Source organism: Jatrophihabitans sp. YIM 134969 (assembly GCF_054456675.1).
Map to the genome: position 1 here is coordinate 1 of NZ_JBTJEQ010000032.1, position 22,967 is coordinate 22,967.

Annotated in this window: 20 protein-coding genes and 2 tRNA genes; 14 read left to right on the forward strand and 8 right to left on the reverse strand. The window is 72.2% G+C overall.

The genetic code is table 11. From position 1 onward, the window contains the following. From ACXR2U_RS16240 to ACXR2U_RS16255, 4 genes are all read left to right on the forward strand, one after another. Positions 1-574, forward strand: a 574-nt coding sequence (locus ACXR2U_RS16240; protein ID WP_458826112.1) for a hypothetical protein, incomplete at its 5' end; no start/stop codon positions are given. A 75-nt stretch (positions 575-649) separates the two neighbouring features. After that, complete coding sequence (purQ, locus tag ACXR2U_RS16245) at positions 650-1,330, forward strand: phosphoribosylformylglycinamidine synthase subunit PurQ (RefSeq protein ID WP_458826113.1); 681 nt, start codon at positions 650-652, stop codon at positions 1,328-1,330. After that, positions 1,327-3,591, forward strand: coding sequence for a phosphoribosylformylglycinamidine synthase subunit PurL (gene purL / locus ACXR2U_RS16250; RefSeq protein WP_458826114.1), 2,265 nt, complete (start codon positions 1,327-1,329; stop codon positions 3,589-3,591). Before purQ ends, purL begins: the two co-directional genes overlap by 4 nt. 3 nt (positions 3,592-3,594) lie before the next feature. Further along, a complete protein-coding gene (locus tag ACXR2U_RS16255) occupies positions 3,595-4,362 on the forward strand; it encodes a sterol carrier family protein (protein WP_458826115.1) in 768 nt (255 codons plus the stop codon). Between the two features lie 13 nt (positions 4,363-4,375). Here the strand turns inward: ACXR2U_RS16255 and ACXR2U_RS16260 are convergent, their stop codons facing one another. The 3 genes from ACXR2U_RS16260 to ACXR2U_RS16270 are packed head-to-tail and all read right to left on the reverse strand — an operon-like array spanning position 4,376 to position 6,094. Beyond that, complete coding sequence (locus ACXR2U_RS16260; protein WP_458826157.1) at positions 4,376-4,792, reverse strand: HIT family protein; 417 nt, start codon at positions 4,790-4,792, stop codon at positions 4,376-4,378. Between the two features lie 52 nt (positions 4,793-4,844). Further along, complete coding sequence (locus ACXR2U_RS16265) at positions 4,845-5,060, reverse strand: CDGSH iron-sulfur domain-containing protein (RefSeq protein WP_458826158.1); 216 nt, start codon at positions 5,058-5,060, stop codon at positions 4,845-4,847. Between the two features lie 29 nt (positions 5,061-5,089). Then, positions 5,090-6,094, reverse strand: a complete 1,005-nt coding sequence (locus ACXR2U_RS16270; protein ID WP_458826116.1) for an iron-containing redox enzyme family protein — start codon at positions 6,092-6,094, stop codon at positions 5,090-5,092. A 156-nt stretch (positions 6,095-6,250) separates the two neighbouring features. On the opposite strand from ACXR2U_RS16270, the gene purF reads away from it, so the two are divergent. After that, complete coding sequence (purF, locus tag ACXR2U_RS16275; RefSeq protein ID WP_458826117.1) at positions 6,251-7,807, forward strand: amidophosphoribosyltransferase; 1,557 nt, start codon at positions 6,251-6,253, stop codon at positions 7,805-7,807. Next, positions 7,804-8,865 carry a phosphoribosylformylglycinamidine cyclo-ligase gene (purM, locus tag ACXR2U_RS16280; RefSeq protein ID WP_458826118.1) on the forward strand — a complete coding sequence of 354 codons (1,062 nt, stop codon included), beginning with the start codon at positions 7,804-7,806 and terminating at the stop codon, positions 8,863-8,865. Before purF ends, purM begins: the two co-directional genes overlap by 4 nt. Positions 8,866-8,941: 76 nt before the next feature. Here the strand turns inward: purM and ACXR2U_RS16285 are convergent, their stop codons facing one another. Then, on the reverse strand, positions 8,942-9,136 hold the full coding sequence (locus ACXR2U_RS16285) for a DUF3073 domain-containing protein (RefSeq protein WP_458826119.1): 195 nt from the start codon (positions 9,134-9,136) through the stop codon (positions 8,942-8,944). Positions 9,137-9,769: 633 nt separating this feature from the next. On the opposite strand from ACXR2U_RS16285, the gene ACXR2U_RS16290 reads away from it, so the two are divergent. From ACXR2U_RS16290 to ACXR2U_RS16310, 5 genes are all read left to right on the forward strand, one after another. After that, positions 9,770-9,979, forward strand: coding sequence for a BldC family transcriptional regulator (locus ACXR2U_RS16290; protein WP_458826120.1), 210 nt, complete (start codon positions 9,770-9,772; stop codon positions 9,977-9,979). A 336-nt stretch (positions 9,980-10,315) separates the two neighbouring features. Beyond that, positions 10,316-10,858, forward strand: a complete 543-nt coding sequence (locus ACXR2U_RS16295) for a MarR family winged helix-turn-helix transcriptional regulator (protein WP_458826121.1) — start codon at positions 10,316-10,318, stop codon at positions 10,856-10,858. Between the two features lie 2 nt (positions 10,859-10,860). Then, positions 10,861-12,783 (forward strand): MDR family MFS transporter, encoded by a 1,923-nt coding sequence (locus ACXR2U_RS16300; RefSeq protein ID WP_458826122.1) that lies wholly within the window; start codon positions 10,861-10,863, stop codon positions 12,781-12,783. Between the two features lie 218 nt (positions 12,784-13,001). Next, positions 13,002-14,930 carry an ATP-binding protein gene (locus ACXR2U_RS16305; RefSeq protein WP_458826123.1) on the forward strand — a complete coding sequence of 643 codons (1,929 nt, stop codon included), beginning with the start codon at positions 13,002-13,004 and terminating at the stop codon, positions 14,928-14,930. Then, the gene (locus ACXR2U_RS16310; RefSeq protein WP_458826124.1) at positions 14,927-15,310 is read left to right on the forward strand and encodes a response regulator transcription factor; all 384 of its coding nucleotides are present in this window, start codon (positions 14,927-14,929) and stop codon (positions 15,308-15,310) included. The genes ACXR2U_RS16305 and ACXR2U_RS16310 overlap by 4 nt, the downstream gene beginning before the upstream one ends. 1 nt (position 15,311) lies before the next feature. Here the strand turns inward: ACXR2U_RS16310 and ACXR2U_RS16315 are convergent, their stop codons facing one another. Together ACXR2U_RS16315 and ACXR2U_RS16320 are read right to left on the reverse strand one after the other, a co-directional pair. Beyond that, a complete protein-coding gene (locus ACXR2U_RS16315) occupies positions 15,312-15,800 on the reverse strand; it encodes an N-acetyltransferase family protein (RefSeq protein WP_458826125.1) in 489 nt (162 codons plus the stop codon). Positions 15,801-15,891: 91 nt separating this feature from the next. Next, a tRNA-Phe gene (locus ACXR2U_RS16320) sits at positions 15,892-15,965 on the reverse strand. Positions 15,966-16,026: 61 nt separating this feature from the next. On the opposite strand from ACXR2U_RS16320, the gene ACXR2U_RS16325 reads away from it, so the two are divergent. Both ACXR2U_RS16325 and ACXR2U_RS16330 read left to right on the forward strand, forming a co-directional pair. After that, on the forward strand, positions 16,027-16,821 hold the full coding sequence (locus tag ACXR2U_RS16325) for an SDR family NAD(P)-dependent oxidoreductase (RefSeq protein WP_458826126.1): 795 nt from the start codon (positions 16,027-16,029) through the stop codon (positions 16,819-16,821). A 107-nt stretch (positions 16,822-16,928) separates the two neighbouring features. Then, positions 16,929-17,663, forward strand: a complete 735-nt coding sequence (locus ACXR2U_RS16330) for a nicotinamide mononucleotide transporter family protein (RefSeq protein WP_458826127.1) — start codon at positions 16,929-16,931, stop codon at positions 17,661-17,663. A gap of 22 nt (positions 17,664-17,685) precedes the next feature. Here the strand turns inward: ACXR2U_RS16330 and ACXR2U_RS16335 are convergent. Both ACXR2U_RS16335 and ACXR2U_RS16340 read right to left on the reverse strand, forming a co-directional pair. Then, positions 17,686-17,759 (reverse strand) — tRNA-Asp (locus ACXR2U_RS16335). Between the two features lie 63 nt (positions 17,760-17,822). Then, entirely contained in the window at positions 17,823-19,043 is a 1,221-nt protein-coding gene (locus ACXR2U_RS16340; RefSeq protein ID WP_458826128.1) for an ROK family protein, read from the reverse strand. 202 nt (positions 19,044-19,245) lie between these two features. On the opposite strand from ACXR2U_RS16340, the gene ACXR2U_RS16345 reads away from it, so the two are divergent. Beyond that, positions 19,246-22,881 (forward strand): glycoside hydrolase family 3 C-terminal domain-containing protein, encoded by a 3,636-nt coding sequence (locus ACXR2U_RS16345; RefSeq protein WP_458826129.1) that lies wholly within the window; start codon positions 19,246-19,248, stop codon positions 22,879-22,881. Positions 22,882-22,967: the final 86 nt, after the last annotated feature.

Genomic DNA, 22,967 nt, shown 5'->3' on the forward strand with positions numbered 1-22,967 from the left:
GGCCGCCGCGACCGCGCCGGCCGCCGAACCCGCCGCCGCGCCGGTCGACGACCTGGCCCGGGGCTCGGCCCACCACCGGCTGACCGTGCCGGGCGAGCAGTTCGACCTCACCGTCGACTACTGGAGCACCACCCCGGTCACCGACTGGACCCTGGCCAGCGCCAAGACCGTCCACCTGTCGGCCCACCTCGTCCCGCACGCCGGTGGGTCGGCCCAGACCGTCGCGTTCGCCGAGGTCACGGCCGACACCGTGTTGCAGGGCGGCGAGCTCGCCGGGCGGGTCACCGAGACCTGGACCGACCGGGCGCCGGTGGTCGGCGACCTGCCGGGCTACCTCGTCACGGCCGACTACCCGTACGAGGCGACGCTGGAGCTCGCCGGCGACACCGCCGTGCTGCAGCAGGCCGCCGGGACGACGGACCCCACCGCCGCGGCCACGCTCGCCGCGCTCACCGGGCGCGGCGTCAGCGGGTACACGCTGCGGCTGTCCTACCGGGTCGAGGTGCGCAACCCGGGCGACGCCGGCTTCCACGTCCGCGAGGTCACCGACACCCTCCGGCTGCCCCTGACCTGACCGTTGCACCCCGCCCTCGCCGCCGCGGTGGGCGTGGGCAGGTGCCACGCGGAACGCCGTCGGTAGGCTTCCCGTGTGTCAGTGCGTGTGGGTGTGGTGACCTTCCCCGGCAGCCTCGACGACCGGGACGCCCAGCGGGCCGTGCGCATCGCGGGCGCCGAACCGGTCGCACTGTGGCACGGCGAACCGGCGTTGCACGACGTCAGCGCGGTCGTCCTCCCCGGCGGGTTCTCCTACGGCGACTACCTGCGGTGCGGCGCGATCGCCCGCTTCTCGCCGGTGATGGAGTCGATCGTCGCCGCCGCCCGTGACGGCATGCCGGTCCTCGGGATCTGCAACGGGTTCCAGGTGCTGTGCGAGTCGCACCTGCTGCCCGGGGCGCTGGTCCGCAACGACCACCGCCGGTTCGTGTGTCGCGACCAGGCGCTGCAGATCGAGAACGCCTCGACGGCCTGGACCTCCGACTTCGCCGAGGGCCAAGAGATCGTCATCCCGCTCAAGAACGGCGAGGGCGCGTTCGTCGCCGCCCCCGACGTGCTCGACGAGCTGGAGGCGAACGGCCGCGTGGTGGCCCGCTACCGCGAGGGCAACCCCAACGGCTCCTACCGCGACATCGCCGGCATCACCAACGAGGCGGGCAACGTCGTCGGCCTCATGCCGCACCCCGAGCACGCTGTCGAGGCCCTCACCGGCCCCGGTGTGGACGGCCTGCCGTTCTTCACGTCCGTCCTGCAGAAGCTGGTGGCCGCATCGTGAGCGCGACTGTTGCTGTCGACACCGTTCCGTACGCGGAACAGGATCCCGACCGCGCCCAGCCGTACCGCGAACTCGGTCTCGCCGACGACGAGTACGCCCGCATCCGGGAGATCCTCGGCCGCCGCCCCACGGCGTCGGAACTCATGATGTACGGGATCATGTGGAGCGAGCACTGCTCCTACAAGAGCTCGAAGGTGCACCTGCGCAAGTTCGGCACCATCGGCGATCCCGACGGCGTGCTGCTGGTCGGGATGGGTGAGAACGCGGGCGTCGTCGATGCCGGTGACGGCTGGGCCGTCACCTTCAAGATCGAGTCGCACAACCACCCGAGCTTCGTCGAGCCGTACCAGGGCGCGGCCACCGGTGTCGGCGGCATCGTCCGCGACATCCTCACCATGGGCGCGCGGCCCGTCGCCGTCATGGACTCGCTGCGCTTCGGTCCGGCCAACGCCGGCGACACCGGGCGCGTGCTTCCCGGGGTGGTCGCGGGGGTCGGCGGGTACGGCAACTGCCTGGGCCTGCCGAACGTCGGCGGCGAGATCGGGTTCGACCGTTCCTACCTGGGCAATCCGCTCGTCAACGCGCTGTGTGTGGGCGTCATGCGAGCCGACTCCATCCAGCTGGCGAAGGCCTCCGGCAAGGGAAACCTCGTCGTGCTCTTCGGCGCCAAGACCGGCCGCGACGGCATCGGTGGCGCTGTGTTGGCCAGTGCAACGTTCGCCGGTGACGACACCCCGGCCAACCGTCCGGCGGTCCAGGTCGGCGACCCGTTCGCCGAGAAGGTCCTCATCGAGTGCTGCCTGCAGATCTTCGCCGAGGACCTGGTCACCGGCATCCAGGACCTCGGTGCGGCGGGCATCTCCTGCGCCACGGCCGAACTGGCCTCCGGTGGCGACGGCGGCATGCGGGTCGAGCTGGACCGGGTCCCGCTGCGCGAGGCGTCGATGCCGCCCGAGGAGATCCTCGGCTCGGAGTCGCAGGAACGCATGATGGCGGTCGTCGAGCCAGAGAAGATCGAACGATTCATGGAGATCTGCGCGCGCTGGGACGTTCTTGCCACCGTCATCGGCGAGGTCACCGACGACGAACGGCTCCGGATCAGCTGGCAGGGCGAGACGATCGTCGACGTCCCCCCGCGCACCGTGGCCGTCGACGGACCCGTGTACGACCGGCCGATCCGCCGCCCGGCCGACCAGGACGCCCTCAACGACGACTCCATCTCGCTGCCCCGGCCGCGCACCGGCGAGGCGCTCAAGGCGACGCTGCTGCGCATGATCGCCGCGCCGGAACTGGCCGATCCGTCCTGGGTGACCGACCAGTACGACCGCTACGTCCTCGGCAACACCGTGCTCGCCCAGCCGGAGGACAGCGGCATGGTCCGGCTCGACGACACCACCGACCGCGGGTTCGCGATCGCTGTCGACGGCAACGGTCGCTACTGCAGGCTGGATCCCTACACCGGCGCGCAGTTGGCCCTCGCCGAGGCGTACCGCAACGTCGCCACCACCGGCGCGCGCCCGGTCGCCGTCACCGACTGCCTCAACTTCGGGTCCCCCGAGGACCCGGGCGTCATGTGGCAGTTCAGCGAGACCGTGCGCGGCCTGGTCGACGGTTGCGCCGCGCTGCGCACGCCGGTCACCGGCGGCAACGTCAGCTTCTACAACCAGACCGGCGGCACCGCGATCCTGCCGACCCCGGTGCTCGGTGTGCTCGGTGTCATCGACGACGTCACCCGCCGCACCCGTCAGGCCTTCAGCACCGACGGCGCGTTGATCTACCTGCTCGGTGACACCCGCGACGAGTTCGGCGGTTCGGCGTGGGCGCAGGTCGTCCACGACTACCTCGGCGGCCGCCCGCCCGCGGTCGACCTCGAGCGGGAGCAGTTGCTCGCCGACATCCTCATCAACTCCTCGCGCGACGGCCTGCTGGACTCGGCCCACGACCTCTCGACCGGCGGGCTCGCGCAGGCGCTGGTCGAGTGCTGCGTGGCTGGCCCTGCGGGCGCGCGGATCGTGCTGCCCGAGGGCATCGACCCGTTCGTGGCGCTGTTCTCCGAGTCGGCCGGCCGCGCGATCGTGACCGTGCCGCGCAGCGAGGAGATCCGCTTCACCGACATGTGTACGGCGCGACGCATGCCGCACACGCGTATCGGCGTGGTCGACGTGCTGTCGTCCGACCTCGAGGTGCAGGACCAGTTCAGCGTGCCGGTCACGCAGTTGCGCACGACCCGCCGCGCGACGCTGCCGGCGCTGTTCGGCTGAGCCGTGCCGCCCGCCCGGCTCGCCGGCGAGGTCGCCGCGTACGACGACCAGGCCGCGGCCCTCGCCGAGTGGGCGGCGGCGCTGCCGGCTGACGCCTGGGACGACCCGTCCGTCCTGCCCGGGTGGAGCGTGCGCACGCTGGTCGCGCACTGCGCCGGCAGCAAGGACGGTCTCGCCACCCACCTCGCCACCCGCGCCGACGGCCCGGCCACCCCGGTCGGCTCGCACGTCACGGCGTACCGGGTGGGCGCCGCTGACATCACCGCGCAGTCGGAGCAGATCGGCCGGACGACCCCGGTCGAGGAGCTCCTCGCGGGCCTGCGCCGACCGACCCCGGTGCCACCGCGGGCCGACGCCGACGTCGTGGCGGGTCCCCGCGGCCCGATCACCGCGCTCGACTTCGCCCGGACCCGCACGCTCGACCTCGTCGTCCACTGCGACGACGCGTCCCGCTCCCGGCCCGACGCCGACCCGGTGGAACTGCGCCGCCCGGCGTTGGCGGCCGCGGCCCGGGTGGCGGCGACGATCCTCACCCAGCAGGCGCCCGGCCGGTCGGTCGAGGTCCGGGTGCCGCCGTTCGTCGCGGTGCAGGCGGTGGCGGGCCCGCGGCACACCCGGGGCACCCCGCCCAACACCGTCGAGACCGATGCCGTGACCTGGTTGCGTCTCGCCACCGGCCGGGTGGGCTTCGCCGAGGCGCTGGCCGACGGCCGGGTCCAGGCCACCGGCGCCCGCGGCGACCTCACCCCGTACCTGCCGCTGCTCTCCTGACCCGGCGATGGCGTCAGCGCAGGAGCGCACCCACGGCGGCGAGGTCGCCCGGGTCGGCCGGCTGCGGCTGCCAGGGCAGGGGCAGCGGATCGTCGGCGTAGCGCGGGACCACGTGCAGGTGCAGGTGCGGCACGCTCTGCCACGCCGCCCGACCGCAGGCGTTGACCACGTTGACGCCCGCCGCGCCCAGCCGCTCGACCAGCACCGCCGCGACCCGCTGAGCCCCGACCGCGCAGGCGGCGAGGTCGGCTGCGTCGACCGCGAGCAGGTCACGCGCGTGACGGCGCGGCACGACGAGCGTGTGCCCGCGGGTGGCGGGGTTGACGTCGAGGAATGCCACGGTGAGCTCGTCCTCGTCGACCCGGACGGCCGGCAACCGCCCCGCGACGATGCCGCAGAAGATGCAGTCGGCCGGGTCGGGATCGGGCAGGGCGGTGGGGACCTCGACGCGCACGCCCCCAGCTTCGCTCACGACCGGGTGGTCACGGAGCGGTGAAGCGCGCGATCTTGTGGGTGCCGTCGCACCACGGTTTGAGGGCGGACTTGCCGCAGCGGCACAGGGCGACTGTCCGACGGACGTGGCGGATGGCGGTGCCGTCGGGGTTCTCGATGCGGACGTCGCCGCGGACCAGCAACGGGCCGTCGGGGTAGACGGTGATCGAGCCGTCGGTGCCGCCACGTTCGGCGAGCTCGGCCACCTGCAGGCAGGTCAGCTCGGCGTCGGCGCTCACGCCGCACGCGCCATCGTTGCAGGGTGCAACGACGACCGGCCCGCGGCCCACGCGTCGAGGACGTGGTCGGCGAACAGCTGGTCGAGGTACAGCCCGGCGACCGCACCGAACACGATGTCGCCGGCGAGGGCGGGCTCGGCCTCCGCGAGCGCACCGCACATGTCGTGCTGGGCGATCTGCTCGTGCACGGCGTCGGCCTCGACGTGCTCGTCGAAGAACACGCAGGCCGCGTCGTCCGCGCCCAGCCGCCGGAAACCCTGACCGTAGCGACGGTTCGGCGCCGACGACGTCATCTCGATCGCGGCGAGATGACCGGCTGCGGCACCTCGGTGGCGACGGTGCAGCCCGAACAGCGACATGACGTTGTTGGTCGCCAGGGTGATGCCGGGGACGTCGTCGACGTAGGTGCCGTAGGTGGTGTCGAGCCCGACGCTGCGCATGAGGTCGGCGAACAGGCTGGCGTGCATGCGCTCGGCCCGACCGCCGCCGTACTCGTCGGCCTGGATCTCCACCATCGCGGCCTTGGCCCGACCGGACAGACGCGGGATGGCGAAGGTGTGCGGGTCGGCCTCCTTCAGGTGGTACACCGACCGGTGGGTCACGAACTCCCGGAACTGGCCGAGGTCGGCGGTGCGGTGGATGTGACGCGACATCGACCGGCCGGTGTCGGCGCTGGTCCGACGCGTCAGCTCCGCGGCGACGTCGCCCGGCTCGACCTCGCACGGGCCGACGGCCTCGCGCAACGCGGCGAGGAAGCGCGCCTCGAGGGTGGCCCGCAGCTGCAGGACGTCGGTGTCCCACTCACGGTCGTCGTCGACCTCGTCGAACCCGCGGTAGTGCAGCTCGTAGCAGGTCCAGAGCGCGAGGTGCAGGTCGTCGTCCGTGAGCGGGTCGAGATCGGCTGCGACCGGCGGCGGCGGGGTGGTGGGGGTGCCGACCTGGTCGGCGAGGGTGGCGACGAGCCAGCTGCTGATCGGCCCGCGCGGCAACGGCAGACGCATCGACGCGTCCTCTCTGACGTCCGCGGCGTTCGTCTACACCTCGTACCGGAAGTACCCGGCATCCGAACGCGTTCAAACCCGGCGGCGGTGTGGGATGCGTCCGAACTGCCGGGCGGATGGCGGGTCGACGGGCTCCCGGTCCGTACACTCGAACCCGTGGCGCGCGGCGACGGACGGCTCACGCACGATCTCCTCCCGAACGAGAAGGGCCCGCAGGACGAGTGCGGTGTCTTCGGGGTCTGGACGCGCGGCGGTGAACCCGCCGAGGCCGCCAAGCTGACCTACTTCGGGCTCTACGCGCTGCAGCACCGCGGCCAGGAGGCGGCGGGCATCGCGGTCTCCGACAGCGCGAGCGTCGTGGTGTTCAAGGACCTCGGCCTGGTCTCCCAGGTCTTCGACGAGTCCACGCTCGCCACGCTGCACGGCCACCTCGCGATCGGCCACACCCGCTACTCCACCACCGGTGCGAGCAACTGGGAGAACGCGCAGCCGACGTTCCGCACCACCCAGACCGGCACCGGCCTCGCGCTCGCCCACAACGGCAACCTGGTCAACACCGCAGAACTGCGCGAGCAGGCGGCCCACGGCACGCGCGGTGAGCGGCTCATGGGGGCGACCTCCGACACCGACATCGTCACCGGCCTGCTGGCCGACCGGCCGGACGTCTCGCTCGAGCAGGCCGCGATGGAGGTCCTGCCCACCCTGCGCGGCGCGTTCTGCCTGGTGTTCATGGACGAGCACACGCTCTACGCCGCCCGCGACCCGCAGGGCGTCCACCCCCTGGTGCTCGGACGTCTCGAGCGCGGGTGGGTCGTGGCCAGTGAGACCGCGGCGCTGGACATCGTCGGGGCGAGCTTCGTCCGCGAGGTCGAACCCGGCGAGCTCATCGCCGTCGACGAGGACGGCCTGCGCAGTCAGCACTTCGCCACCGCCGAGCCCAAGGGCTGCCTGTTCGAGTACGTGTACCTGGCGCGTCCCGACACCACCATCGCCGGCCGCAACGTCCACTCGGCCCGGGTCGAGGTCGGGCGGCGGCTCGCGCGGGAGGCGCCGGTCGAGGCCGACCTGGTCATCCCGGTGCCGGAGTCGGGGACGCCCGGCGCGATCGGCTACGCCGAGGAGTCCGGCATCCCCTACGGCACCGGCCTGGTGAAGAACTCCTACGTCGGCCGCACGTTCATCCAGCCCAGCCAGACCATCCGGCAGCTCGGCATCCGCCTCAAGCTGAACCCGCTGCGCGACATCATCCGCGGCAAGCGCCTCGTCGTGGTCGACGACTCGATCGTGCGTGGCAACACCCAGCGCGCCCTGGTCCGGATGCTGCGCGAGGCCGGCGCGGTCGAGGTGCACGTGCGCATCTCCAGCCCGCCGGTGAAGTGGCCGTGCTTCTACGGGATCGACTTCGCGTCCCGCGCCGAGCTCATCGCGAGCGGCCTGGAGGTCGAGGAGATCCGCGCCTCGATCGGCGCCGACAGCCTCGGCTACGTGTCGGTCGAGGGCCTCGTGGCCGCGAGCGACCAGCCCCGCAACCGCCTGTGCCTCGCGTGCTTCGACGGCCACTACCCGATCCCGCTCGAGAGCCTCGCCACCGGCGGGCACGTGCTGGAGGGGCTCGACCGCAAGGTCGCGGGCGACGCCCTCGCCGACGAGCGGGCGAACGGGTCGATGGACCCCGGGCCGGACGCCGAGCTCGAACCCCTCACCCACACGTGAGCGAGACCCCCGGTCTGAGCTACGCCGGGTCCGGCGTCGACGTCGCGGCCGGTGAACGAGCCGTCGAGCTGATGAAGGGCGCGGTCGCGCGGACCCGACGGCCGGAACTGCTCGGCGGGATCGGTGGGTTCGCGGGACTGTTCAGCCTCGACGTCGCGAAGTACCGGCAGCCGGTGCTGGCCGCGGCCACCGACGGCGTCGGCACCAAGATCGCCATCGCCCGCGCGATGGACCGCCACGACACCATCGGCATCGACCTGGTCGCCATGGTCGTCGACGACATCGTGGTCTGCGGCGCCGAGCCGCTGTTCATGACCGACTACGTCGCGGTCGGCCGGGTCGTCCCGGAGAAGGTCGCGACCATCGTGGGCGGGATCGCCGAGGGGTGCGTCCAGGCCGGCTGCACCCTCATCGGCGGCGAGACGGCCGAGCACCCGGGGCTGATGGAGCCCGACGAGTACGACCTGTCGGGTTCAGGGGTCGGCGTGGTCGAGGCCGACGCCGTGCTCGGGTCCGACCGGGTGGCCGAGGGTGACGTGCTGATCGCGATGGCGTCGTCCGGGCTGCACGCCAACGGCTACTCGCTGGTGCGCCGCGCGCTCTTCAGCGACGGGATGCTCGACACGACCCCGCCCCAGCTCGACGGCCGCACCCTCGGCGACGAGTTGCTGACCCCGACCCGGATCTACACCAAGGACTGCCTGGCCCTGATCGAGGCGTTCGGCGCGGACGGCGTCCACGCCTTCTGCCACGTCACCGGCGGTGGGCTCGCGGCCAACCTCGCGCGGGTGCTGCCGGCGGGCGTCGACGCCGAGGTCGACCGTTCGACCTGGACGCCCGGCGGCGTGTTCCGGCTCGTGGCCGAGGCGGGCCCCGTGGCGCGCGACGACCTGGAGATCGCCCTCAACCTGGGGGTCGGCATGATCGCCGTCGTGTCCGCCGCACGGGCGGGCGACACCCTGGACCTGCTGCGCGGACGCGGCGTCGCCGCATGGCGGCTCGGAGCGGTGGTTCCCGGGTCCGGTCAGACCCGGATGCTCGGGGAGTACGCGCGCTGATCGCACGGGCTCCGGTGGGGGAGCCAGCTCGAGAGTCCGGCGGGCGAGAGCCCCCGGGACCCCGGCACGGGGAGGGTCAGCGGGCCGGAGCCCAGCGACCGTCGTCCTCGTAGTCGTCGTCCGCGTCGTCGTCCCACTTGGAGCTCGGCTGCGGGTTCTCGGTGTGTCCACCCAGTTCGTGCTGCAGCGCGCTCAGGTCCGTGCTGGGGGTGTTGTACTTCAACTCCCGCGCGACCTTCTGCTGCTTCGCCTTGGCCCGGCCACGTCCCATGGCTCGACCCCCTCGCTCACGTGATCATGACCGAATCCCTGGCACGGTCGAGCCCTCGGCACGCGGTTCCGGGACTACCGGTCTCCGGTGCGGAGGGCTCGTCGGGCGGGGCGTCGGTGTTGTCGGAGATTTCGACGTGCGCTCAGCCTACCTCCCCCGCGTCCGGCGTCGCACGTTCCCTCTGGGGCGTCACACCACGGCCGCCCGAGCGTGCCGGGACCGGTCGGTCCGCGGGGGCCGGAGGGCCCCCGGCGTCTCGGGAAGTGGGGGAAGTCAGCGACAACCAGCCGGAGGGAAGTGGTGGGACACATGACCTCTCTGTGTTCGAGTGATGTCAGGCGAGCCCGTAACAAGCTGCCACCGGCGTCGTCCGAAAGCCCTTTCTATGGGCCTCGAGGGCCCGAAACGTCGGCCTCGAGCGCGTCGGCACGTCAGAGGTGTCACAAGTTGCCACCAGTCCGATGTGAACTTGGCATCTAGTTCACGTAGGAGAATTCGGACTCGGCGTGCATAGTGGTTGACAGCGCCGGGACAGGACCTCGGTGCACGGAACTCGGGAAGCTGCCACTTCAAGGGTTTCGTTCTCCACCGCCTCGGCCCGGACCGAGGTCTCCCCAGCAAAGGGCTCCCACCATGACCACTCCCCGTCAGCGCCAGGACTCCGAGCCGCTGCTCACCCCGTCCGAGGTCGCGACGCTGTTCCGCGTCGACCCGAAGACCGTCACGCGGTGGGCCAAGGCCGGCAAGCTGACCTCGATCCGCACCCTCGGTGGCCACCGTCGCTACCGCGAGTCCGAGGTCCGCTCGCTGCTCGAGGGCAACACCAACCTCACCGCGGTCTGAGTCCCCCGAATCCCACGAGCCCTTCGGGGCTTGCCGGTTCGCAGGGCCCGCACCACCACACCTCCACACGAACGACTGGATCCCCCGAACCGGTCGTTGCGACGTTCCCCCGGTTCGTCGTTGCTCCACGGCCGAGGCCGTCACCCGTCTGCACACGGGTGGCGGCCTCTGTCGCGTTCCGGGGTCTTTCGACGCCACCCCGGAGCCCTGACCTGATCCGAACGTGACGCGGACCGGATCCGACCGTCCCGACTGGAACAGGATGCGTGCAGCGGGCATTCTGTTGCATGTGTCATGCAAGCAGTTGCTTTCAGCAACCAACCTGATGAGGCGCCCGTGAGCGCCTCCGTCCTCGACGTCGACCCGCCCACGGGCGAGACGCCGGGCACCACCCCCGACAAGCTGGCGGCCGTCGGCCGGCTCGCCGACCAGCTCGGTCAGACCGTGCACACCCTGCAGCGGGCGCGAGCCCAGATGCTCGCGCACGCCGGCGCCGGTGGCGCCGACTGGACCACCCGGGTGGTGCTGGCCAAGATCGTCATGACCGGCCCCAAGCGCGTGACCGAGCTCGCCGAGGCCGTGGGCGCCGACGCCTCCACCGTGAGCCGCCAGGTCGCCGCCATGGTCAAGGACGGCCTGCTCGAGCGGCAGGCCGATCCGGGTGACGGCCGGGCGAGCCTGCTCGTCGCCACCGAGGACGGCCGCGTGGCCGTCGACCGGTTCCGCGAGGCCCGCACCCGGGAGCTGGCCGGCACGTTGGACGCGTGGTCACCCGAGGACTGCGCGACGCTCGCGGACCTGCTCGAGCGCTTCACCACCGACATCTCGAACCACATCGCACCGCCACCCGCGGCACCCGCCGCGCAGAAGGAGCAGTAACCATGTCCACCGCCACCGAGCCACCTGCGACGGTCCAGCTCGACAAGTCCCAGCAGAAGAACGCCGCGGGCTTCACCCACCAGCAGATCATGCGCATCCTGGTCGGGCTCCTGCTCGGCATGTTCCTCGCCGCGCTCGACCAGACGGTCGTCTCCACCGCCATCCGCACCATCGGTGACGACCTGCACGACCTCTCGGCGCAGGCCTGGGTCACCACCGCGTTCCTCATCACCTCGACGATCGCGACGCCGCTCTACGGCAAGTTGTCCGACATCTACGGGCGCAAGCCGTTCTTCATGGCCGCGATCACGATCTTCATCATCGGGTCGGCCGCGTGTGCGTTCGCCACCTCGATGTACATGCTGGCGGCGTTCCGCGCCTTCCAGGGCATCGGCGCGGGCGGTCTGTTCACCCTCGCCCTCGCGATCGTCGGCGACATCATCCCGGCGCGCGAGCGGGCGAAGTACCAGGGCTACTTCCTCGCCGTGTTCGGCACCTCGAGCGTGCTCGGCCCGGTCGTCGGCGGCGCGCTCGCCGGCCAGAGCAGCATCCTCGGCTTCTCCGGGTGGCGCTGGATCTTCCTCATCAACGTCCCGATCGCCGCTGCGGCGCTCTGGGTCGTCTACCGCAACCTCAACCTCCCGCACACCCGCCGTGAGGGCGTCCGCATCGACTACGCCGGCGCCGTCTCCCTCGCCGTCGCGCTGGTGCCGTTGCTCATCGTCGCCGAGCAGGGCCGCACCTGGGGGTGGGGCTCGGTCGACGCCTTCGTCTGCTACGCCATCGGCGTGATCGGCCTCGTGGCCTTCCTGCTGTTCGAGAAGCGGGCCGGTGACAGCGCGCTGCTGCCGCTGCGGCTGTTCAAGATCGGCCCGTTCGCGGTCGGCGCCTCGCAGTCGTTCGTCGTCGGTGTCGGCATGTTCGGTGCCATCACCCTCATCCCGCTCTACCTGCAGATCGTGAAGGGGGCCTCGCCGACCAAGGCGGGTCTGCTCACCCTGCCGCTGGTGCTCGGCATCATGGCCGCCTCGGTCATCGCCGGTCAGATCACCTCGCGCACGGGCCGGTACAAGATCTTCCCGATCATCGGCTGCGTCCTGCTGGTCACCGGCATGCTGCTGCTCTGGCAGCTCGGCGCCGACAGCTCGCTGGTCTACGCCGACCTCGCGATGGCCGTCGTCGGCCTCGGGCTCGGCATGAACATGCAGACCATCGTCCTGGCCATGCAGAACGCGGTCGGCCCGCAGGACATCGGTGTGGCGACGTCGTCGACCACGTTCTTCCGCCAGATGGGCGGCACGCTCGGAGTCGCCGTGTTCCTCTCGATCCTGTACTCAGTCCTGCCGACCAGGACCGGCTCCGCGTACGACGCGGCGAAGGCCGACCCGGCGTTCCAGTCGGTGGCGGGCACGGCCGACGGCCAGAAGGTGCTGGACCTGGTCCAGAGCGGCGCGGCGTTCAACGACACCTCGCTGCTCAACTCCTTCCCGAAGGTCCTGACCGACCCGTTCAAGATCGGCTTCAGCAACTCGATGGACCTGGTGTTCCTCGTCGGCGCGGCCGTCCTCGCGGTGGCGTTCTTCCTGAGCCTGCTGCTCAAGGAGGTCCCGCTGCGGACCACCGTCGGCCAGGCGTCGGCGCCGGAGCAGACCCCGGCCCGTGAGGGCGTCGACGACGCCACCGCGGCCGCGGCCGGCACCGGCACGACGGCCCCCGCCACCACCGCGACCGCGGAGGAGCGCGACCGGGCCACCTCCGTGGCTGCGAACGGGCACGACCAGCTGGTCGGTCCCGAGGGTGGGCGGCACGAGATCGTCGACGACGCCCACGCTGTCCGGGTCGAGGACCTGGTCTCGGCCGTCGAGGCCGACGGCCGGTTCGCCCACGGTGCGCACGAGGCGCCGGTGGAGTCGCAGCGCGGCTGACGCCCCGAACCGACCCGCGACCCGGGTCCGACCTCCTGGTCGGGCCCGGGTCGTCCCGTTCGTCCCCTCCGTGCTCCCTGGCAGGGGATGTGCGGGGAACGACCTGGATGACATCGGTGTGAAGCAGTCCCCGGACGGGCATGCTGGCCGCGCGGATCCCCCCGGTCCGCACCGGACCGACCCCCGGGTCCGAGTCGCCGTGCAGGAGGTGTCCCGCCGTGTCGCTCGCCGTCGACGGCCTCGAGCTGGCGTTGCGCAGCATGCCGGGCGTGACCGTCGGCATGCTCGACGCGAACGGTCGACTGGTCGACGCCGCGGGTCACTGGATCCGGCGCACCGGCATGGCGCCCGAAGACCTCCTCGGCCGCAGCGTCGCCGAGATCGCCGGCCACGAACTCGCCGAGCGGTGCCTGCCGGCCGTCGAGGCGGCCCTCGGTGGTTCCACCACCCAGTTGCGGGTCCGCAACCCGCTGCAGGCCGTCGACCCCGGAGCCCCCGGCTGGATCGAGATCACGATGCAGCCCGCGACCCCGGTCGACGGCGAGCCCCGCGTGTTCTGGCTGCTGCGCGACGTCACCGGTGAGCACGACCTCGGTGACGCGCTGACGGCCGCCGAACAACGTCTCGACCTCGTCGGCGAAGGTGCCCGCGAGTACGCGATGTTCGCCCTCGACGTCCACGGCGTCGTCACGGTGTGGAGCGCCGCCGCCGAACGGCTGCTCGGGCACCCGTCCGCGAGCGTCGTCGGCCGGCACTTCTCCGTCGTCTTCCCCGCCGACACCGCCGAGCGCGGCCTGGTCCACGCCCTGCTCCGCGAGACCCTCACGAGCGGGACCCACCGCGAGGAGGTGTGGCTCGTCGACGACGACAGCCGCCGCGTCCGGTGCCAGCTGTCCCTGCGCGCCCTGCGGGACCGCCAGGACGAGCACATCGGCTTCGCCTGCATCGTCCGCGACCTCACCGAGGAGCGGCGCGCGCAGGCGGCGATCGCCCTGCGCGAGCAGATGTACAGCGCCGCGTTCGACGACGCCCCCTCCGCGATGGCCCTGGTCGAACACCACGTGGGCGGCTGGTGGCGCGTGGTCGAGGCCAACACCGCGCTCGCGAGCCTCGTCGGGCACTCCGCCTCGGCGTTGGTCGGCGGCGCGGCCCCGCTGCTCGGCGACGTCGGCGACGGCGTGGTCCGTGACGTGTTCGACGCCGCGTCCGCGAGCCCGGGTGGTCGCCGCGAGCTGGCCCTGATCCGCGCCGACGGCACCCGCCGCAGCGTCGTCGTCGGGTTGTCGCCCCTGGTCGTGCCGGGCGTCGAACCGGAGGAGTCGCGGCGGTACGTCGCCCAGTTGCACGACGTCACCGCCCGGCGCGAGGCCGAACGCGCCGTCGCCGACGCCCTGGCCAGCGAGCGCCGAGCGGGCGCGGAACTGCGCGAACTGCAGCGTCAGCGCAGCGACTTCCTCGCGACCGTCTCCCATGAACTGCGGACCCCGCTCGCCAGCGTGCTCGGGTACGTCGAGCTGTTCACCGAGGGCGACCTCGGGGACCTCGCCCCCGTCCAGCGACGTGCGCTCGCCACCATCGCCCGCAACGCCGGCCGGCTGCGCGACCTGGTCGGTGACCTGCTGGTGATGTCGTCCATCGAACGCGGTGTCCTGCGGGTCGACGGCTGCCCGGTGGAGGTCGACTCCACCCTGGCCGCGGCGGTCGAGGGCGTGCGGGCCGATGCGGACGCCCGGGACATCGCGGTCGTCACCTCCGGTGCTGCCGGCGCGCTCGTCGAGATGGACGCGAGCCTGCTCGGGCGGGTGCTGCACGCGCTGCTGACCAACGCGGTCAAGTTCACCGGCGCGGGTGGGCACGTCGAGGTCGACGTCGCGGGCACCGACGACACGGTCGCGATCAGCGTCACCGACGACGGCGTCGGCATCACCGCGGCCGACCTGCCCCGCGTCTTCGACCCGTTCTTCCGCGCCGCCGCCTCCGAACGCCTCGCCGTCAGCGGCACGGGTCTCGGCCTGTCGCTGGTCCGCAAGGTCGTCGAGATGGCGGGCGGGACCGTGACGGCCGAGTCCGAGCCCGGTGTGCGCACCTGCTTCACCGTGACCCTGCCGGCACGGGTCGAGGCGGCCGCGGCCGCAGGTGCGGCGTGACGCCTCCCCGGATCCTCGTCGTCGACGACGACCCCGACATCCGTGAGCTCGTCTTCTTCAAGCTCTCGGGTCTGGGTTACGACGTGCACACGCGGCCCGACGGCGACCAGGGCCTCGACGCCACCCGATCGTTGCTCCCTGCACTGGTCCTGCTGGACTGGATGATGCCGGGCCGCAACGGCATCGAGGTGCTCGAGGCCGTCCGGTCCGACCCGGACGACGCCGTCGCCCGTACCCCCGTGCTCGTCGTGACCGCCCGCAGTCAGCCCGAGGACCTCGCACTGGCGGAGTCGGCCGGCGCCAGCGGGTACCTGTCCAAGCCGTTCAGCCTGCGCGAACTCGCCGAGCGGGTCGCGGCCGAGGTGGGACCGGCCGCCTGACTCAGAGCGGCTGGACCAGGCTCCCGAACGCCGGGTGCGCTCCGCGCCGCTCGTAGAGCCGCGTGGCGTCGGTGTTGCTCGCCCGCACCCGGATGTGCAGCGCGACCGCGCCGCGCTCGCGGGCCCACTCCTCGCCGGCGCCCTGCAGGGCGCTGCCGATCCCGCGTCCGCGGGCGTGCGCCGCGCCGACCAACGTCGACAGCTCGATGTGGGGCCCGGTGGGTTCGACGATCGGCCGGACCAGGTCGGCCGGGTCGAGTTCGTACAGGTACGCCATGCCGTCCGGTGCGCCGCCGTCGTCGTGGACGAACACCACGCCCCGGCCCTCGGTCAGCACCCGCCGCGCGCCCGCGTGCCACCCCTCCCAGGCCACGGCGAACTCCCGGACCCGGTACCCCGGCACCGGCGGCAGGGCCGCGTGGTGGTCGTGCAGCGCGCGGCGCAGGTCGCGCACGAGGTCGAGGTCGTCGGGGTGCAGCGTGCGGATCACGGCGTCGATCCTGCCCGCCGGGCCCGAAGCCTTGGTGGCCCGAGAACGACGGAACCCCGCAGCCGTGGCGGCTGCGGGGCTCCGGTGTCGGTGGCCAGGGGCGGGGTCGAACCGCCGACCTACCGCTTTTCAGGCGGTCGCTCGTACCAACTGAGCTACCTGGCCGTCGAACGTCGGACAGCTTACCGGGCGGGCGGGGCGTGGCCATCCGGCAGACTCCGGGGCCATGGACCTCGACCTCACCGGACGCACCGCGCTCGTCACCGGATCCACCCAGGGCATCGGCCTCGCCATCGCGAGCGGGCTCGCCGCCTCAGGTGCGCGGGTCGGTGTGAACGGCCGCGGGGCCGAGGGGGTGGCCCGTGCGATCGGGCAGATCCGCGCCGACGTGCCCGGAGCCGACCTGGTCGAGGTGGTGGCGGACCTGTCCGACTCCGCCGGGGCGGACGCGGTGCTCGCCGCGTTGCCGCAGGTCGACGTCGTGGTCAACAACCTCGGCATCTTCGGCTCGGTCGACCCGTTCGAGATCGACGACGCCACCTGGGAGCGGTTCTTCCAGACCAACGTCATGTCGGCGGTGCGGATGCTGCGGGCGTACCTGCCGGGCATGGTCGAACGGGGCTTCGGGCGCGCGGTGCAGATCGCGAGCGACTCGGCGGTCGTCATCCCGGCCGAGATGATCCACTACGGCGTCACCAAGACGGCCCTGCTCGCGGTCACCCGCGGCTTCGCCAAGGCCGTCGCCGGGTCGGGCGTCACCGTCAACACCGTGATCGCCGGGCCGACCCACACGCCCGGGGTCGAGGACTTCGTCGCCCAGCTGGTCGGCACCGAGGGTGACTGGGACGAGCGGCAGCAGCGGTTCATGCGCGAGCACCGGCCGCAGTCGCTGCTGCAGCGGCTCATCGAACCGGCGGAGATCGCCAACCTGGTCGTGTACCTGTGCTCGGACCGGGCCTCGGCCACGACCGGCGGGGCGGTGCGGGCCGACGGCGGGTACGTCGACGCGATCCTGCCGTAGCCGGTCTCCGAGCCGCCGGGTGCGGCGCGGGTCACGTCCGCGGATGATCCGGGCCCGTCGTGCGGTTGGCAGGGGAGCAGTGTGATCCCAGGAGACGGAGCCCCCGCGTGAACGTGTTCGAGACGGTGTTGAACGCGCACTGGCATGTGCTGGGCGCCGACATCCTGTACCGCGAGATCGTCGGCAACGTCTTCGGACTGGCCTCGGCCGTCGGCGGCATGCGCCGCCGGCTGTGGGCGTGGCCGATCGGGATCATCGGCAACGTCCTGCTCTTCACCGTGTTCCTCGGTGGCGTCTTCAACACCCCGCAGGACCACGACCTCTACGGCCAGGCCGGCCGACAGGTCATGTTCGCCGTCGTCTCGGTGTACGGCTGGTGGCGCTGGCAGCAGTCCAAGCGGGCCGCGCTCACCGCGAACGACGCCGAGGGTGCGCCCGTGGTGCCGCCGGTGCGTCCGCACTGGGCGGGCTGGAGCGGTTGGGCGCAGATCGTGGTGATCGGCGCGGCCGGGACGGCCCTGTTCTCGTGGGTGTTCGGCCAGATCGGGACGTACTACGGCAACTACACCTCGACGGCCGACGCCTGGATCTTCACCGGCAGCTTCCTCGCCACCTACGGCATGGCCCGCGGCTGGAACGAGTTCTGGCTGATCTGGATCGGCGTCGACGCCGTCGGGGTGCCGCTGCTGGTCGACGCGCACCTCTACCCGTCGGCGATCCTCTACGGCGTGTACGCCGTCCTGGTGATCGTCGGGTTCGTGGTGTGGCTGCGCACGCAGCGCCGCGAGGAGGCGGCCGAGGCAGCCCCGGACATGACGAAGGCCCTCACCGGTAACCGGTGAGGGCCTGTCGCCTTCCGCAAGGCGACCCCGACGGGACTCGAACCCGCGACCTCCGCCGTGACAGGGCGGCACGCTAACCAACTGCGCTACGGGGCCTTGCGCGTCGCGTCACACGAGGTGAGCAACCCCGGAGACTCTACCCTCCGGCTGCGCGGCCGTTCACCCGGGTGGCACGCCGGCCGGGCCGAGCAGGGCGGCCAGGCGAGCCGGGGCGTCGCTGAGGACCAGCGACGCGGCCCCGAGGACGCCCGCGGCATCGCCGAGCCGACCCGGCACGATCGTGAGTTCCTCGGCGTGGGCGCTGAGCACGTTCTGCTCGATGGCGCGGCGCATCGGCGTGAAGAGCACCTCGCCCGCCTCGGCGAGTTCGCCGCCGACCACGATCAGTGCGGGGTTCAGGATCATCACGGCGTGGGCGAGGGCCTGCCCGACGGCCTCACCCGCCTCGGCCACCGCCCGGGCGGTCCCACGGTGTCCGGACCGCAGGAGGTCCACCACCTGCTCGGAGCTGACCGGGCGTCCGAAGCTCGCGGTGAGCAGCCGGGCGAGGTACTGCGGGCTCGCGACCGTCTCGAGGCAGCCGCGGTTGCCGCACCGGCAGATCAGGCCGTCGGGCCGGACCGTGACGTGTCCGAGTTCGCCCGCGAGCCCACCGGCTCCGGTCACGACCCGGCCGTCGGAGATGACGCCCGCTCCGATGCCCGCCGAGAGGCGGACGTAGACGACGTCGGAGACGCCGTGCGCCGCCCCGAGGCGGGACTCGGCGAGCAGGCCCGCGTTGGCGTCGTTGACCACGCCGACCGGTGCCGGCACGAGCGCGCCGAGCTCCGGGACGAGTTCCACGCCCGTCCAGCCGGGCAGGATGCCCTCGCTGCGCAGGGCTCCGGTGTGCCGGTCGACCGGGCTCGCGATGCCGACGCCGACCCCGAGCAGGGGCCGCTCGCCTGCGCCCCCGGCTGCGGTGCGGACCAGGTCGGCGGCCGCGTCGAGGGTCTCGCGTGGTCGGCCCTCGATGTCGAACTCGATGGGGCCGGTGTCGTGGACGGCCGTCCCGGTGAGGTCGCACAGCACGCAGCGGAGGTGGTCACGGGCGATGTCGACGCCGACGACGAACGCGGCGTCCTGGCGCAGGGCCACGGCGCGGGCGGGTCGGCCGAGGGGTGCGTCGCCCGAGGGGGAGACGGTCCCGGCGTCGCCGACCAGCCCCTCGGAGTCGAGGTCGGCGAGCACGGACCCGACGGTCGCCCGGGCGAGTCCGGTCGAACGGGAGAGCTCGGCACGCGAGCGCGGCCGGCCGTCGGCGAGGGCCGTCAGCACCCGCAGTCGACCCTCGAGGCGCAGGTTCGGCGGGGGTTCCCGCGACGGCGGCCCGGTGGACACGGGCGTCACCGTACAAGCCGGACGGCGGCCTGGCATGGGCGCGATCTGTCGGTCTTGACAGTTCTCGAACACGTTCGTCCCGGTTCGGGTCTTGACTTCTGTACAAACCCGGCGGATGTTGCTCAGTGTGACGCACACCTCTTCCACAGGTGGCGTCACCCGGCTGATCACGACCGGTCCCCGTCCCCTCCCGGAGGTCCGCATGACCCGTGCTCCCGCGACGCACCGCCGCGTCGCCCGTCCGCTGATCGGGGTGGTCGTCGCCGCAGCGGGCGTCGTCGCCCTAACCGGCGCCCCCACCGCGAGCGCCGCGCCCGCGGCCACGCCGACGCCGATCTACCTCGACACCCACCACTCCTTCTCCGAACGGGCCGCCGACCTGGTCTCGCGCATGACGCTGCCGGAGAAGGTCGGGCAGCTGCGCACCAACAGCGCCCCCGCCATCCCGCGCCTCGGGGTGCAGGCCTACACGTACTGGTCCGAGGCCCAGCACGGCATCAACCTGCTCGGCGCGAACACCAACTCGGGATCGGCCTCCGGCGGCCCGCACGCCACGAGCTTCCCGACGAACATGGCGTCGTCGATGAGCTGGGACCCGCAGCTGACCCTGCAGGAGACGACCGCGATCTCCGACGAGATCCGCGGCGAGCTCGACAAGTCGCTGTGGGGCAACGCCCAGAACAACATCGGCCCGGACCGCAACGCCTACGGCAACCTCACCTACTGGGCACCGACGGTCAACCTCGACCGCGACCCGCGGTGGGGCCGCACCGACGAGGCCTTCGGCGAGGACCCGTACTTCGTCGGGCAGATGGCCGGTGCGTTCGTCGACGGCATGCAGGGACAGACCCTGAACGGCACCTCGACCTCGCCGTACCTGAAGGTCGCGGCCACGGCCAAGCACTTCGCCCTCAACAACACCGAGGACACCCGGCACAGCGGCAGCTCCAACGCCTCTGACGCCGACATCCGCAACTACTACACGGCGCAGTTCCGCGACCTGGTCGAGAACTCGCACGTCTCGGGCCTGATGACGTCGTACAACGCCATCAACGGCACGCCGTCGCCCGCGAACACCTACACGACCAACGAGCTCGCCCAGCGCACGTGGGGCTTCGGCGGTTACATCACCTCCGACTGCGGCGGCGTCGGCGACATCTACTCGCAGTTCAGCCACGACTGGGCGCCACCGGGGTGGACCACCGCGCAGGTGAACGGCCAGACGGTCTGGACCGAGACCGCGACCGGGAAGACCATCCCGGGCGCGGCCGGCGCCGAGGCCATGGCGCTGCGCGCCGGCACGCAGGTCGACTGCACCGGCAGTGAGGTCACCGAGACCGGCATCGAGCAGGCCATCGCGGTCGGACTGCTGAGTGAGAACGTCATCGACGACGACCTCACCAAGCTGTTCACCGTCCGCTTCCAGACCGGCGAGTTCGACCCGCGTTCGAGCGTGGCGTGGACCGGCATCACCCGCGCGCAGATCGAGAGCCCGCAGCACCAGGCGCTCGCCCGCACCGTCGCCGACAACGCGATCGTGCTGCTGAAGAACGGCGCGATGACCGGCAGCAGCAAGGCGCTGCTGCCCGTGAGCCCGGCCGCCACCCACCACGTCGTGGTGCTCGGCAACCTCGCGAACACCGTCACGCTCGGCGGTTACTCGGGTTCGCCGACCTACACCTCGAACCTGGTGCAGGGCCTGACCAAGCAGCTGCCGGCGGGCACGGACATCCGGTTCGACGCCTGCGGCACCTCGACCGCGGCCACGACGCCCGCGGCGTGCTCCGCGGCGACCACGGCGGCGATCGGGAAGGCCGACCTGGTGGTGGTCACCGCCGGCACCGACGGCGCGACCGCCGGTGAGGAGAACGACCGCAACAACCTCGAGATGCCCGGCAACTACACGTCGCTCATCTCGCAGGTGACGGCGCTGCACAACCCGCGCACCGTGCTGGCGTTGCAGACCGACGGCCCCGTCGACCTGGCCGGGATCGCCTCGGAGTTCTCGTCCATCGTGTTCAGCGCGTACAACGGGCAGTCGCAGGGCGACGCGCTCGCCGACGTGCTGTTCGGCAAGCAGAACCCCGACGGGCACCTGAACTTCACCTGGTACCAGAACGACAGCCAGCTGCCGGCGATCACCAACTACGGGCTCGCCCCGGCCGACACCGACGGCCTCGGCCGCACGTACCAGTACTTCACCGGGACGCCGACCTACGCGTTCGGCTACGGCGGCAGCTACAGCTCGTTCGCCTACTCGGGCGTCAAGATGAGCCGCACCGCCATGGACGCCAACGGCTCGGCGACCCTGTCGTTCACGGTCACCAACACCGGCACCCGCGCCGGGACGACCGTTGCACAGGTGTACGTCGACCCGCCGGCGGTCAAGGGCGTGACGCTGCCGACCAAGCAGCTCGTCGCGTTCAAGAAGACGGCCAAGCTGCAGCCGGGGCAGGCCCAGAAGGTGAGCATCACCCTCTCGGGTCGGGCCTTGGCCCGGTACGACGAGTCGCAGCAGAAGCAGGTCGTCTACCCTGGTCAGTGGCGGTTCCAGCTCGCCACCGACGCCCGCCACCCGGTGGCCACCCTGCCGGTCGCGGTCTCCGGCACGCTCACGCCGCACGTCGCGTACGTGACGGTGCAGCCGGACCAGACGACCTTCACGCCGGGTCAGGGTCTCGACCTCTCGGGCACCAACCCGTGGATCGCCGACGACACCGCGCAGGCCGACCAGCACGTGAAGGCCGACGGCATCGTCGAGGCGGTCAACGACGACCAGTCGTTCGTCGACCTGTCGGGCACCACGGTGACCTACGCGAGTTCGAACCCGAAGGTCGCGAAGGTCGACGCCGCCGGGCACCTCACGGCCAAGGCCCCGGGGGTCGCGACCATCACCGCGACCGTCGACGGCGTCACCGGCTCCACGCCGGTGGCCGTGCGGGAACCGCTGACGGTGGAGGCACCGGCGCTCACCGCGTCCGGTTCGTCGTTCACCGCCACGGTGACGCTGCCCAACCCGGCCGGCGGTTCGCCGCTGACCGGCGTGACGCTGACACTGAAGGCGCCGGCCGGGTGGAAGGTCTCCCCGCTCGACCCGACCAGCTACCCGCGGGTCGCCGCGGGCCAGACGGTGACGGCCCGGTTCAAGGTGAAGCCGCCGACCGGCAGCACCGGCGGCAGCGCCACGCTCGCGGCGTCGGCGACGTTCACCTCGCCGGGTGGCACCGGATCGGCCAGCACGGCGGTCACGGTCCAGCAGCCGTTCGCCTCACCGACCGCGGCGTTCGACAACGTGGGGATCTCCGACGACAACAACATCGCGGCCGCCAGCCTCGACGGTGGCGGTCGGAGCTTCTCGGCGCAGGCCCTGGCCGCGGCGACGCCGTCGCTCACGCCGGGTCAGCCGGTCACCCACGACGGCCTCACCATCACCTGGCCCGACGTCGCGCCCGGCACGCCGGACAACATCGTGGCCAGCGGGCAGGCGGTCGACGTCGCGGGGTCGGGCACGACGCTCGTGTTCGCCGGCGCCTCGAACAACGGCACGGCGGGCGGCAGCGGCACGATCGTCTACACCGACGGGACGACGCAGGCCTACGACCTGTCCTACCAGGACTGGTGGGCCAACGCCGGCACCGCGACCAGCGACGTGCTGACCTCGACGCCGTACCTGAACTACACGGCGCAGGGCCGGCAGACGCAGCAGGTCAGCATGTACTGGGGTTCGGTGCCGCTGCAGGCCGGCAAGACGGTGCAGTACGTGACCCTCCCGCACGTCAGTGACGGCCCGGTCTCGGGCCTCGCGATGCACGTGTTCGCGCTGCAGATCGCGGGCTGATCCGCGGTTCTGCTGATCGGCGACGGCCGGTCGGACACCCCGTCGAATGGGGGTCCGGCCGGCTGTCGGCGTCTGGGGGTCTTCCT

Coding starts and splice junctions, on each gene's coding strand:
- ACXR2U_RS16270 (WP_458826116.1), bottom strand. CDS start 6,094: ATGCGTCTGCCGTTGCCGCGCGGGCCGATCAGCAGCTGGCTCGTCGCC.
- ACXR2U_RS16285 (WP_458826119.1), bottom strand. CDS start 9,136: ATGGGACGTGGCCGGGCCAAGGCGAAGCAGCAGAAGGTCGCGCGGGAG.
- ACXR2U_RS16290 (WP_458826120.1), top strand. CDS start 9,770: ATGACCACTCCCCGTCAGCGCCAGGACTCCGAGCCGCTGCTCACCCCG.
- ACXR2U_RS16300 (WP_458826122.1), top strand. CDS start 10,861: ATGTCCACCGCCACCGAGCCACCTGCGACGGTCCAGCTCGACAAGTCC.
- ACXR2U_RS16325 (WP_458826126.1), top strand. CDS start 16,027: ATGGACCTCGACCTCACCGGACGCACCGCGCTCGTCACCGGATCCACC.
- ACXR2U_RS16345 (WP_458826129.1), top strand. CDS start 19,246: ATGACCCGTGCTCCCGCGACGCACCGCCGCGTCGCCCGTCCGCTGATC.